Genomic DNA, 12,774 nt, shown 5'->3' with positions numbered 1-12,774 from the left:
GGGTGCTCGTCTTCGTGCTGCTCTCGGGCAGCGGATCAGCCTTCGCGCTCGACGATCGAGTCGGCCATCCGCTCGAGCGCGCGCTTCACCTTCGACTTCGGCAGCACGCTGAGCGCGTCCTTTGCGTCCTCCGCCCAGCGGCGGGCGGTCGCCTCGGTCTCCCGCGTGACCGCGTGATCCCGCAGCGCCTCGACCTCGGGATCCAGGATCGCCGGGTCGGCGCCCTGCTCGATCCGCGCGACGCCGTCCTCGATCCGCGCGAGCAGCTCAGCGTCGGCGGCGTTGCCAGCGGCCGCGCTGTTGCGCAGCAGCAGGAGCGGCAGCGTCGCGACACCCGCGCGCAGATCCGTGCCGGCGCGCTTGCCCGTCTGCTCCTTCTTGGGCGAGAGGTCGATGACGTCGTCGATGAGCTGGAAGGCGACGCCGATCCGCTCGCCGTACTCCATCACGGGATCCGCGAACTCCGCGGGACCCTCGCCGAACATGACTCCCATGCGCGCGGCGGTCGCGATGAGCGCGCCCGTCTTGTCCGCGAGCACCTGCAGGTAGTGAGCGATCGGCTCGTCGCCCTCCTGCGGGCCGACGGTCTCGTGCAGCTGGCCGAGGCACAGCCGCTCGAACGTGCGCGCCTGCAGCAGAATCGCCTCCTCGCCCATGCCGGAGACGAGCGACGAGGCGCGCGCAAAGAGCAGGTCGCCGGCCAGGATCGCCACGGAGTTCGACCACACGGTCTGCGCCGCGGGAACGCCCCGGCGCAGCTTCGCGTCGTCCATGACGTCGTCGTGATACAGCGAGGCGAGGTGCGTCATCTCGACGGCCTCTGCCGCGCGGCGCACGAGCTCATTGGGTCCGGATCCGAGCTCGCTCGTGAGGAGCGTGAGCATGGGCCGGATCCGCTTGCCGCCAGCCGACATGAGGTATCGGCCGGGTGCGTCGGCGACGGGCGAGGCGAAGCGCAGGTGCTCCATGAGCTCCGACTCGATGATCTCGAGCTGCTCCTGGAGGGCCTTCGCCTGGCGCTTGTCCTGCGCCCCCCTGAACAGGCGCAGGGGAAGGGCCTGCGTCGCCGTGTCTTCTGCGATCGGACGGCTCACTTGTCGTCTCCGTTGGTCGTGCCGCCGGCTTCGCCGGACTTCGGTGCTGCGGGCTTGGGGGTCGCGGGCTTGGGGGTCGCGGGCTTCTTGGGTGCGGGCTTCTTGGCCGCTGGTTTCTTGGTCGCAGCAGGCTTCTTCGGCGCGGCGGCCTTCTTAGCGGCCGCGGGCTTCGCGGGCGCGGCGACGCGCGGCTTCCGCGGCACGAAGCCCCGATGGAGGGCGACGATGCCGAAGGTGAGGTTGCGGTAGGCGACCCGCTCGAGCCCGGCCTCGCGCAGCCAGCGCGCGAGCTTGTCCTGATCCGGCCACGCCTCGATCGACTCGTTGAGGTACTTGTAGGCCTCGGCGGCGTCCCGGTTGATGGCGCCCGCGATCCGGGGCAGCACGTGACGGCCGTAGAAGGAGTAGGGCCCGCGCACGATCCCGGACGGCGGCGTCGAGAACTCGGCGATCACGATCCGGCCGCCCGGCTTCACGACGCGCACCATCTCGGCGATCGCCTTGCGCGGGTCGCTCACGTTGCGCAGCCCGTAGGAGATCGTGGCGGCGTCGAAGCTGTCGTCCTCGAAGGGGAGATCCATCGCGTCGGCCCAGACGAACTCGATGAGCGGGTTGCCAGCGTGGCGCCTGCGCCCCTCGGCGAGCATGCCCTCGGAGAAGTCGGCGGCGACGACCTCAGCACCGTGCGCGGCGAACGCCGCGGACGAGGTGCCGGTGCCCGCAGCCAGGTCGAGCACGCGCATGCCCTTCCGCGGGGCGACGGCGCGCGTCGTGGCGATCCGCCACAGCCGGTCGTTGCCGACCGTGAGTACGTCGTTGATCAGGTCATACCGGGGCGAGACCTCATCGAACATGGCCGAAACGTCGGCAGCATGCTTGGTCGCGGTGTCGGGTCGGGTCACCTCACCATCGTAGCCCGTCGTCCCTCAACGATCACTGCTCGTTCACACGGTAAACCCTTCCCAGCGGGGCGCGGTAGATTGGCATGGTGACGAGCACTTCCGTAATTCCCCGGCTGCGGACCGTCACCCGACCCCTGACCGGCGCCCCAGACCTCGTCTCGCTCGCGGATCCCGAGGACCCGCTCGTGTGGGTGCGCGGCGACCGCGGCTGCGTCGGGATCGGGATCGCCGCCCGGATCACGTGTTCAGGGCCTGACCGCTTCCGCGAGGCCGCGGCGCGCTGGCGTGAAATCGCCGAAGCCGCCGAGATCGACGATCCCGTGCGGCTCCCGGGATCCGGCCTCGTGGCGCTCGGCGCCTTCGCCTTCGCCTCGGACAGCGCCGCCGAGAGCACGCTCATCGTGCCGAAACTCCTGATCGCGCGGCACCGCGACCGGTGGTGGATCACCGAGGTGACTGAGGCGACCGAGGCGAGCGGGGTTGCCGCGGGCGGGAGTGCCGCGGGCGGGATTGCCGCGTCGGCTCCGGATCCGGATCCGGAGCTGCCGTTCGACCTTGCCGCGGCGTCGCCGGTCGGCGAGTGGCCCGGTGTGGATTTCGCGCCCGTTTCGGCTGACGCCGTCGAGGCGTACCTCGCTGGCGTGCGGGAGGCAGGGCGCCGGATCGACGCTGGCGGCGTGGAGAAGATTGTGCTGGCCAGGCAGATTGCCGGCGAGGTGCCCTCGGGTGCTGACCTGCGGGTTCCACTCGGCCGCCTCGCCGAGCGCTACCTCGACTGCTGGACGTTCGCCGTCGACGGCCTCATCGGCGCGAGCCCCGAGACGCTCGTGCGCTCGACGGGCGGCGCCGTCTCGGCGCGCGTGCTCGCCGGCACCCGGGCGCGGCACGCCGACCGGCCGCAGCGCGACGCCCAGGCGCGCGACGAACTCCTGACCAGCTCGAAAGAACAGCACGAGCACGCGTTCGCGGTGCAGAGCGTCGTGACGGCGCTGTCGCCGTACGTGAGCGGGCTGCGCACGAGCGAGGAGCCGTTCCCGCTGCGCCTGCCGAACGTGTGGCACCTCGCGACCGACCTCGGCGCGACCCTCGACGACGGCAGCTCCGCCCTCGAACTCGTGGGCGCGCTGCACCCGACGGCCGCCGTCGCCGGCACCCCGACCGCCGACGCCGTCGCCGCGATCGGCGAACTCGAGCCCTTCGACCGCGGGCGCTACTCGGGTGCCGTCGGCTGGATCGACGCCGCCGGCGACGGCGAGTGGGTCATCGCGCTGCGCTGCGGGCAGTTGGCGGCTGGCGCCTCCCGTTCAGGGGCCGGATTCCGCCGCATGGTGGCGAGCGCGGGCGGCGGGATCGTCGCGGGCTCCGATCCGGAGCACGAGCTCGGCGAGACCGTCTCGAAGCTCCGCCCCATCACGGAGGCCTTCGCCCGCTAGTGCTGGGGGCGCCCCCCTCCGCGGGCTTGAGTTGACCCAAAGTGACGCATTCTGCACTCCAGGGCACACTTTGGGTCAACTCAGGCGGGGGCCCGCCGCCCCAACCCCCGACACGCGCGTTGAGTTGACGCAAAGTGACGCATTCTGCGCCCCAGGGGACACTTTGGGTCAACTCAGGCGGGGGGGCCAGCCCCCGCCACCCCGGCACGCAGATTGAGTTGACCCAAAGTGACGCATTCTGCGCCCCAGGGGACACTTTGGGTCAACCCAACTGTGGGGGCGCGGCGGCCGCCGGGTTGAGTTGACCGAAAGTGACGCATTCTGCACTCCAGGGGACACTTTGGGTCAACTCAAGGACCGGCCTGCCGGCCGGCGGGCGGGCCGGCGCCGGATCAGGCGCGGGCCAGCGGGACCTCGACGATGGTCGGGCCCGCCACCGGGGCCGTGAGCAGGCGTTCGAGTTCGGCGCGCGTGCGCACGACGACGTGCTCCCAACCGTAGGCGCGGGCGAGATCCGGGATCCCGACCCGCTGCGGGGTGAGCATGACGCGGTCGAAGGCGTCCGGGGCGGCGCTCCCCGCGACCTCGAGGCCGTCGAAGATGGTGCCGCCGCCGTCGTTGCCGACGAAGAGCTGGATCCGGGGCCGCGTCTCACCCTCGGGGATGAACAGGGAGCCGACGTCGTGGAGCAGGGCGATGTCCCCGATCAGCACGCGGGTGGTGCCGGCGGCGCGTGCCGGATCGGCGGCGCCCTGGCTTGCCGCGGCGATCCCGAGCGCCGTCGCGACCGTGCCGTCGATGCCCGCGAGTCCGCGGTTCGCGCGCACCTCGACGCGGCGCGCTGGCGCGAGCCCGTCGAGCACCCGCACGAGGCGGGAGGCCGCGAGCACAAGGCGGTCGTGCGGCCAGGTCGCGCGCCACACGGCCTCCGCGAGCATGGCCCGGGAAACCGGCTCGCGCATGGCCGCGACCTCGGCGCGGGCGTAGGCGTTGCGCTCCTTGTACCCGGATTCGAGCGCGGCGCCCAGGTCCGGTGCATGCACGGTGGTGCGCTCGCGCTGCAGCTCGCGGTCGGCGACGACCCAGGTGCCGAGCCAGCGGCGATGCGACCGCGGATCGTGGCCCTCGGCGACGCGGGCCGCGCGCACCACGCGCGCGCGGCGCCCGGGGTTGACGTGGTCGACGCCGGGCCCGTCGAACGGGTCCACGACGATCGTCTCGACGTCGTCGCGCGTGAGTAGGGCGGGAATCTGCCTGGTCAGCGTCGGGTGGCCGAACACGATCGCGCGCTCGACGAGGCCGCCGATCGCCGGGTCGTCGATGAGAGTCGCGTAGCCCGCGATCGCCTCGCGGCCGAATCGGGATCCGCTCGTCACCTCAGCGAGGAGCGGCAGCCCGGCGGCGCGGGCGAACTCCTCAGCCTCGGATCCCGCCCCCTCCCCCGCAACGACGACGGCGAGCGAGTCGCCGTCGTGGGTGTAGGTCTCGTCGTCGGAAAAACCCTGGTGGGTGCGCGCGTCGGCCGCAACGCCAGCCGCAGCGTCGGCCGCAGCCTGCGCGAATCCGGCGGCGATCATCGCGTCGAAGCCAGCGGTGCCCGAGAGCGGCTCGCGGAACGCCAGGTTCAGCTGCACCGGCCCGGCCGGCCGGCCGCCCGCGAACCCGGTCGCCGCCGCGAAGGCCGAGACGGCGAGGGTCGCCGGATCGAGGCCGGGGGCGGACCGCAGCTCGCCGTCCTGCCCGAACTCGGGAGCAGGCACGTCCGCCGACATGCGGGCGACGGCGTCGAACAGGCCCGCCTGCCTGGTGGTCTGGTTTCCCCTGATCCCGCGCAGTTCGATGGGCCGATCGGCCGTGAGTAGGACGAGCGGGACGCGCCCCTCGTGCGCCTCGAGCGCCGCGGGGAGGAGGTTCGCGACGGCCGTGCCGCTCGTCACGATGACGGGCGCGGGCACCCCCGTTTCACGTGCAACACCGAGCGCGAAGAATGCGGCGGATCGCTCGTCGAGACGGACGTGCAGCCGGATCGCGCCCGCGCGCTCGGCCGCCGCCGCGGCGAGCGCGAGCGCCTGCGATCGGGATCCGGGGCACACGACGACGTCGGTAACGCCCAGGCGCACGAGCTCACCGAGGAGCTCGACCGCGAAGACCGAGGCCGGCGCGGGGCCGGCGCTCACGGCTGGGCCGAGTCGCCGTCGGGGCGGGATCCCGAGCCGTTGGGCTTGCGCGTGCCGTCCGGGGTTCCCGAGTCGGGTCCGCTCGGACCCTCGGCCTCCCCGACCTCCCCCGCGTCGTCAGCAGTCGGACCGTCGCCCGATCCCGCCTGGTCATCAGGGGCATCGACGGGCTTCGCGGGGCGCGACTCGGATGCGCCCGAAGCACTGCCCTTCCCGCCCTGTTCACCGGGGAAGGTCTCCTCATCGAGCTCGCGCAGGCGCGCCTCGAGGTCGCGCATGTGATCGTCGAGGTCGTCGGAGGACATGCGGTTTCCACTGAACCGCGGATCGTCGTCCGGCGGCTTCGGCGCGGCGACGGGCATCTGGCCCTTGCCGATGAGGAACCACAGCACTCCGCCAATGACGGGCAGCAGCACGACGATGACCACCCACACCGGCTTCGAGACGCCACGGGCGCGGGCGTGGTCGGTCATCGCGGCGTCCACGAGCGCATACAGCGTGAAGGCGACGGCGATGACGATCCCAATGATCACGATTCGCACCATACCCCAATGCTACCCGTCACGAAACGGCCGGCCAGGGCCCCGGCTGAGGGGCGCCACAGGTGTCGCGGGTAGACTCGATCGGGTGAGCAAGACCCGCACCGCCTGGATTACCTATACCGTTGTCCGCCTGATGTTCTTCGCGGTCCCGTTCGCGCTCCTCTATCTGCTCGGGATCTGGCCCTGGCTCGCCGCGATCTTCGCGGCCCTGATCGGTGTTTCCCTCTCGGTCATCTTCCTGTCGCGTCCGCGCGAGACCGCCTCGGAGAGTATCTACGACTGGCGCAACCGCGATCGCACGGCCGACGACATCGTCGAGGATGAGGCTGTGGACGCTGCGGAGGAAGACCCCCGTCCCTAACTCTCAGGCCCTGCCGATTCTGCGCTCGCTGACCGGTGCCGGTGCAGGCACAGCAGGGGCGGTCAGAGCTGGGAGGCCTGCCACTCCTCGTGGAGGCGCGCGTAGCGGCCGCCCGCATCGAGCAGCTGGTCCGGGGAACCGTCCTCGATCACCTGGCCGTGCTCCATCACGAGCACCCGGTCGGCGATCGCGACCGTCGACAGCCGGTGCGCGATGATCACCGCCGTGCGATCGCGCAGGAGCCGCCCGAGCGCGTCCTGCACGAGCCGCTCGCTCGGCAGGTCGAGCGAGGCCGTCGCCTCGTCCAGGATCAGCACGGCCGGATCCGCGAGGAACGCCCGCGCAAACGAGATCAGCTGCCGCTGACCGGCCGAAACCCGCCCGCCGCGCTTGTTCACGTCGGTGTCGAACCCGTCGGGCAGCCCGTCGATGAACGCCTCGGCGCCCACGGCGCGCGCCGCGGCCCGGATCTCCTCTCGGCTCGCGTCCGGCCGCCCGAGCGCGATGTTCTCCGCGACGCTCCCGCCGAAGAGATACGCCTCCTGCGTCACCATGACGACGGCGCGCCGCAGCGCCCGCGGCTCGAGGTCGCGCAGGTCGACCCCGTCGAGCAGGATGCGCCCCGACGTCGGGTCATAGAACCGCGCGATCAGCTTCGCGAGCGTCGACTTCCCGGCGCCCGTCGTCCCGACGAGCGCGATCGTCTGCCCGCCGGGGATCGCGAGGTCGCAGTCGGCGAGCACCTCGCGGCCCGACACGTACGCGAAGCCGACGTGCTCCATCCGCAGTTCACCGCGCGGATCCGGAAGCGAGACGGGCGCCTCGGGATCCCGCACCGTCGGCTCCTCCTCGAGCACCCCCGACACCTTCTCGAGCGCGGCCGCGGCCGACTGGTACGAGTTCAGGAACATCGCGATGTCCTCGATCGGACCGAAGAAGTTGCGCACGTACAGCACCGCGGCGAGCAGCACGCCGATCGCGAGCGAACCGTCGAGCACGCGGAGCCCGCCCCACAGCAGCACGACCGCGATCGTCACGTTCGCGAGCAGCACGAGCCCGGGATCCAGCACGCCGAACAGCCGCAGCACACGCAGGTTCGCGAGCTTGTAATCCTTGGCCGACCGGGCAAACGCCTCGTCGTTCGCGCGCTCGCGCCGGAACGCCTGCACCGCGCGGATCCCCGTCATCGTCTCGACGAAGCGCACGATGAGGCGCGCGCTCACGACGCGCGTCTCGCGGAATCCGCGCTGCGACTGCACGACGAACCAGTGCATGAGCAGCATGAGCGGGATCCCCATGCACACGAGCACGAGCCCGCTGCGCCAGTCGATGATGAACAGCGCGATCGTCGTGAAGATCCCGATCAGGACCGCGTCGACGAGCTCGTGGAAGCTGCCGTCGAGGAGATCCTGGATCGACTCGAGGTCGCTCGTCTGGCGCGAGATGATCCGCCCCGACGTGTACCCCTCATGGAATTCGAGGCTGAGCCGCTGCGTGTGGCGGAACATCCGCGTGCGCAGCTCCAGCATCACGCCCTGCGTGAGGCGCGCGATGAGCACGACGTACCAGCCGACGAACGAGGCGCCGATCCCGCCGACGACGAGGAACCCGACCGTCGTCGCGATCGCCGGCCACCAGTCGCCGTGCTCGACGGCGCGTGGCAGCGCCGTGTCGATCCCGAACGCGATGAGGCTCGGGCCGACCGCGCGCATCGCGGTCGAGATCGTCACCACGATCACGGTCAGGATCAGGAGCTTCCGCATCGGTCGCAGGATCGAGCCGAGCAGCCGCAGCGAGCGGCGCCGGATCGCGCGGCTCTCCTCGCGCGTGTAGTCGTCGCGGTCTTCGCCGCGCGTGCCGCGCACGTTCTCTGCGCTCATCGGGTCACCTCCTCGGTGGTGCGGTCGGTTCCGGATCCGGATCCGGATCCCCCGCTCGTGATCAGCTCGCGGTAGTGTGCGCTCGTCGCGAGCAGCTCCGAGTGCGTGCCGACGGCGTCGATGCGGCCGTCGCGCAGCACGGCGACTCGGTCGGCGAGCGCGACGGTCGACGGCCGATGGGCGACGATGAGGGCGGTCGTGCCCGCGAGCACGCGCCGCAGCGCCGCCTCGACGAGCGCCTCCGTGTCGACGTCGAGCGCGGAGAGCGGATCGTCGAGCACGAGCACGTCGGGCGCCGCCGCGACGACCCTGGCGAGGGCGAGCCGCTGGCGCTGCCCGCCAGAGAGACTGAGCCCCTCCTCCCCGATCTCGGTGTCGAGCCCCGCGGGCAGATCCCGGGCGAACCCGGCCTGCGCGACGTCGAGCGCCTCGTTCAGCACGGCCTCGGCCTCGGGGGATCCGGGATCCAGATCCTGGCGGCCGAGCAGCACGTTCTCGCGCACCGACGCCGAGAACAGGATCGGCTCCTCGAACGCGACGCCGATCCGGCGCCGCAGCTCCTCGAGCGTCAACTCGCGCACGTCGATCCCGTCGAGCGTGACGGCGCCGCCCGTGACGTCGTACAGCCTGGTCGGAAGCGTCGTGAGGCTCGACTTGCCCGCGCCGGTCGCGCCGACGAGGGCGAGCGTCTCCCCCGGCACGAGCGCGAGATCGAGGCCGTCGAGGAGCGGCGGCTCGTCGGCGCCGGCATCGGGGTAGGCGAAGCGCACCCCGCGGAACTCGAGACGCCCCTCGGGGCGCTCGATCGTGCGGGGCCGCTCGGGATCCCGGATCAGGATCTCCGCATCGAACACCTCGAAGACGCGGTCGGTCGCGGTGCGCGCGTCGATGAGGAAGGAGAACAGGAAGCCAAGCGAGGACATGGGCCACTGCAGCGCGACGGCCATCGCGAAGAACGCGAACAGCTCGCCCACCGTAAGCTCGCCGCGGCTCGCGAGGAGCACGCCGAGGAGGAGGCAGACGCCCAGGGCGAGCACCGGCACGACCTCGTACCAGAACCAGATCCCGGCGACGGCCCGCGACTTGCGCAGCTCCGTCTCCCTGAGCGACTCCGCGCGGCGGGCGAAGCTCGCGAGCGCGTGGCCGCCTCGGCCGAACGCCTTGAGCACGCGGATCCCGTGCACGCTCTCCTCGACCGCGGTCGCGAGGTCGCCCGCCTGGTCCTGGCTGCGGCGCGAGAGCACGCCGTAGTTCTGCTCGAACAGGTAGCCGACGACCCAGATGGGGAGCGTGCAGACGACGAAGCCGAGGCCGAGCAGCCAGTGCCAGCGGAACAGCAGCGCCGTGCCGATCAGCATTGTGATCAGGTTGATGAGGAGCAGGATCAGGCCGAAGGCGAGCCAGCGCCGGATCAGGCCGATGTCCTGCATCATGCGGCTCAGCAGCTGGCCGGAGGGCCAGCGGTCGTGGAACGCGACCTGCAGGCGCTGGAGCCGGCGCGCGAACTCGGTGCGGATCGTGAACTCGACGTCTGTCGAGGGTGCGAGCACGAGACGGCGGCGCGCGAAAATGAGGAAGGCCTCGGCGACGCCGAGCGCGACCACGGCGAGAGCGGCCGCGATCAGAAGATTGCGGTCGCCGCTCGCGACCGGGCCGTCGATCGCCCACTGCAGCACGAGCGGGATCACGAGGGCAGCGAGCGAGGCGGCGAGGCCGACCACGAGGCCCGCGATGAGGCGTGGGAGCGCTGGGCGGACGAAGGGGAGGAGGCGCGCGAGTGCGCGAGGGGTCGAGAGGCGCTGGTGCGCGGTGGTGTCGTTCATAGTCCCTGGTGGGGTCGTGGCGGCTCGCTGTGCGAGCGCGCTGGGTCAGTCGAGTGGACCGGCGCCGGGGGCCGGTGCGGAGGAGGCGGCGCTGGGGCACTGTCGGCGATGCGACGTGCTCCCTATGGGGCTAGTGCCCGGTCAGCGGCGCGGCCGCCCGGGTGGGCGGGGTGGGCTTGATGAATGCAACCATGATTCCGCTCCTTCCCGGGTCTCGGCGTTCAACGACGTGACGAGCCTACAGCGCGAGCACCCCCGAGACAATACCCGCCCCGAAGGACCCCACACCCCTACCCACCTAGAAGGCGAAGGCCACCCCGAGGAGGACGCCGTAGGCGAGCGCCGCGAGGCTCGTGAGCTGCAGCACCAGGATCAGCTCGCGCGGCGTCTTCGCCGTGATCACGATGAGCACGCACGGCGCCACGATCAGCATGACGAGCCAGACGAGCAGCATCCCGGGGTTCGCGATCCCGAACAGCGCCGGCACCGCGAACGGCAGCAGCACGCACGCGATGTAGAGGGCCCGCGACGCGCGATCCCCGATGCGCACGGAGAGCGTGCGCTTCCCCGCGAGCCGGTCGGTCGGGATGTCGCGAATGTTGTTCACGACGAGCACCGCGACCGCGAAGAGCCCGACGCCCACGCCCGCGAACCACGCCTCCTGCGTCTGGATCTCGGTCTGCAGCCACACTGTGCCGACCGTCGCCACGAGGCCGAAGAAGATGAAGACCATGACCTCGCCGAGGCCCGCGTAGCCGTACGGCCGCTTCCCCCCGGTGTAGAACCAGGCGGCCAGGATCGCGACGACGCCGAGCGCCAGGAACCACCAGCGCCCGCTCAGCACGACGGCCACGAGCCCGGCTGCCGCCGCGAGCCCGAAGAAGACGAGCGCTGTGACCAGCACCTTCTTCGGGTTCACGAGCCCCGAGCCGGTGAGTCGAGCCGGCCCGACACGGAACTCGTCGGTGCCCCGGATCCCGTCGGAGTAGTCGTTCGCGTAGTTCACGCCGATCTGCAGGAACACCGCGACGGCGAGCGCGAGGAGCGTGAGCGGCCACGAGAAGTCGCGCACCATGTGCGCGATGCCGGCGCCTGCGGCGACGGGCGCGATCGCGAGCGGCAGGGTGCGCAGCCGCGCCCCGCCGACCCAGTTGCGCCAGGTGATGCGCGGCGGCGCGCCCGTTTCTGCCTGCCGCTCCGCGGCGGCCCGCACCGCTGGGTTTCCGGACTTCCGCCGATCCTTCGCCGCGTTCACGCCGGCGCCCCTTCCTCTTGCCCGGCGGTGCCGCCGGATTCCCCGGCCGACCGGCCGGAATCGCCCGAATCCGAGGCGCGAACCTCGGCAAAACTGCTGCTCAGCCGCTCGCGCCAGGTGCGCAGCGCCGCGTAGTCTGGCTTGCCGCCTGCGAGCCGCGGAAGCGCCTCGAGCTCGGTCGCCCACTCGGGCGCGGCCGCGGCGCCGAGCCGCTCCCGGATCGCGGCCCGCACCTCGTCGAACGGCGCCGCGCCCTCCGCGATCTCGACGACGAGCGACGCGCGCTCGCCCCACTCAGGGTGCGGCACGCCGAGCGCGACCGCGCTCTCCCAGCCGTCGATCTCGCGCGCGACCCGCTCGACCTCGTCGAGCGACACGTTCACGCCGCCCGAGATGATCACGCGGTCGAGCCGGCCCGTCACGGTGAGCATCCCGCCGAGCAGTTCGCCCGCGTCGCCCGTGCGGTACCACCTGGTCAGCGCACCATCGCGCCCCTCCTCGGTGATGAAGCGCTCCGCCGTCTGCGCAGCGTCGCCGAGGTAGCCGGCCGCGAGCGAGGGGCCCGCGATCTGCACCTCGCCCGCGCGGATCCGGATCCGCGTCTCGCCGATCTCGACCCCGTCGTACACGCAGCCGCCAGCGGTCTCCGTCATGCCGTAGCTGCGCCGCAGCTTCACGCCGAGCTCGTGCGCGCGCCGCCGCAGTGCGAGCGACACGGACTGCCCTCCGACGAGCACCGCGTCGAAACTCCGAAGCGCGTCCACGGTGTCGGGATCCGTCTCGGCGCGATCGAGCAGCCGCGAGAGCTGCACCGGCACGAGCGAGACGTAGCGCCGCGCGGCGGCCTCGGCGTCCATCGCAGCGGCGTCCATCTCATCAACTGCCGCGAGGAACCGTTCGGGATCGAAGCCGCCGTCGAGGAACACGGGCCGGGTGCCCGCGAGCTCGCTCCGCACGAGCATCTGCAGGCCGGAGATCAGGTGCGCCGGCAGCGCGACGAGCCACTGCCCCGGCCCGCCGAAGCGCTCGTGCGTCGCCTCGGCGCTCGCGCGCAGGGCGTCGGCGGTGAGCGCGACGGCCTTCGGGATCCCGCTCGACCCGGAGGTCCGCACGACGACGGCCGTCCCCTCCGGGAGCGGTTCGCGCTGGATCGCGGCGATCGCCTCGGGATCGACGTCGGGCCCGACGGGCAGCACGGGGGCGCCGCCCGCGAGCGCGTCGGCGAGCGCCGTCATGAGCCAGGCGCGATCCTCGGTGGGGATCGCACGGAGTCCGTTCAGCGCAGTCACCCCTCAAGGCTACTCGCT

The 12,774-nt window shown here is 72.0% G+C and carries 10 protein-coding genes; 2 read left to right on the top strand and 8 right to left on the bottom strand.

From position 1 onward, the window contains the following. Nucleotides 1-35: 35 nt before the first annotated feature. Nucleotides 36-1,094 (bottom strand): polyprenyl synthetase family protein, encoded by a 1,059-nt coding sequence (locus ACOPJ3_RS03220; RefSeq protein ID WP_427870390.1) that lies wholly within the window; start codon nt 1,092-1,094, stop codon nt 36-38. Further along, on the bottom strand, nt 1,091-1,996 hold the full coding sequence (locus ACOPJ3_RS03215; protein ID WP_427870389.1) for a class I SAM-dependent methyltransferase: 906 nt from the start codon (nt 1,994-1,996) through the stop codon (nt 1,091-1,093). Before ACOPJ3_RS03215 ends, ACOPJ3_RS03220 begins: the two co-directional genes overlap by 4 nt. An 83-nt stretch (nt 1,997-2,079) precedes the next feature. On the opposite strand from ACOPJ3_RS03215, the gene ACOPJ3_RS03210 reads away from it, so the two are divergent. Further along, nucleotides 2,080-3,429 (top strand): isochorismate synthase, encoded by a 1,350-nt coding sequence (locus ACOPJ3_RS03210; protein ID WP_427870388.1) that lies wholly within the window; start codon nt 2,080-2,082, stop codon nt 3,427-3,429. 392 nt (nt 3,430-3,821) lie between these two features. Here ACOPJ3_RS03210 and menD read toward each other — a convergent pair whose 3' ends face one another. Both menD and ACOPJ3_RS03200 read right to left on the bottom strand, forming a co-directional pair. Next, nucleotides 3,822-5,606, bottom strand: a complete 1,785-nt coding sequence (gene menD / locus ACOPJ3_RS03205; RefSeq protein WP_427870387.1) for a 2-succinyl-5-enolpyruvyl-6-hydroxy-3-cyclohexene-1-carboxylic-acid synthase — start codon at nt 5,604-5,606, stop codon at nt 3,822-3,824. Then, nucleotides 5,603-6,151 carry a PLDc N-terminal domain-containing protein gene (locus ACOPJ3_RS03200; RefSeq protein ID WP_427870386.1) on the bottom strand — a complete coding sequence of 183 codons (549 nt, stop codon included), beginning with the start codon at nt 6,149-6,151 and terminating at the stop codon, nt 5,603-5,605. Before ACOPJ3_RS03200 ends, menD begins: the two co-directional genes overlap by 4 nt. Nucleotides 6,152-6,233: 82 nt before the next feature. Here ACOPJ3_RS03200 and ACOPJ3_RS03195 point away from each other — a divergent pair, with 82 nt between their 5' ends. Continuing rightward, a complete protein-coding gene (locus tag ACOPJ3_RS03195) occupies nt 6,234-6,509 on the top strand; it encodes a DUF4229 domain-containing protein (RefSeq protein ID WP_427870385.1) in 276 nt (91 codons plus the stop codon). Between the two features lie 62 nt (nt 6,510-6,571). Here ACOPJ3_RS03195 and ACOPJ3_RS03190 read toward each other — a convergent pair whose 3' ends face one another. The 4 genes from ACOPJ3_RS03190 to ACOPJ3_RS03175 form a co-directional block, all read right to left on the bottom strand. Continuing rightward, nucleotides 6,572-8,389: an ABC transporter ATP-binding protein gene (locus ACOPJ3_RS03190; protein ID WP_427870384.1), complete on the bottom strand. Its 1,818-nt coding sequence runs from the start codon at nt 8,387-8,389 to the stop codon at nt 6,572-6,574. Beyond that, nucleotides 8,386-10,212, bottom strand: a complete 1,827-nt coding sequence (locus ACOPJ3_RS03185) for an ABC transporter ATP-binding protein (protein WP_427870383.1) — start codon at nt 10,210-10,212, stop codon at nt 8,386-8,388. Before ACOPJ3_RS03185 ends, ACOPJ3_RS03190 begins: the two co-directional genes overlap by 4 nt. 298 nt (nt 10,213-10,510) lie before the next feature. Then, a complete protein-coding gene (locus tag ACOPJ3_RS03180) occupies nt 10,511-11,467 on the bottom strand; it encodes a 1,4-dihydroxy-2-naphthoate polyprenyltransferase (RefSeq protein WP_427870382.1) in 957 nt (318 codons plus the stop codon). Further along, a complete protein-coding gene (locus tag ACOPJ3_RS03175) occupies nt 11,464-12,756 on the bottom strand; it encodes an AMP-binding protein (protein ID WP_427870381.1) in 1,293 nt (430 codons plus the stop codon). The genes ACOPJ3_RS03180 and ACOPJ3_RS03175 overlap by 4 nt, the downstream gene beginning before the upstream one ends. Nucleotides 12,757-12,774: the final 18 nt, after the last annotated feature.

Source organism: Leucobacter luti (assembly GCF_050310065.1).
GTDB lineage: Bacteria > Actinomycetota > Actinomycetes > Actinomycetales > Microbacteriaceae > Leucobacter > Leucobacter luti_B.
This window is presented reverse-complemented; position numbering and strand designations above follow the sequence as displayed.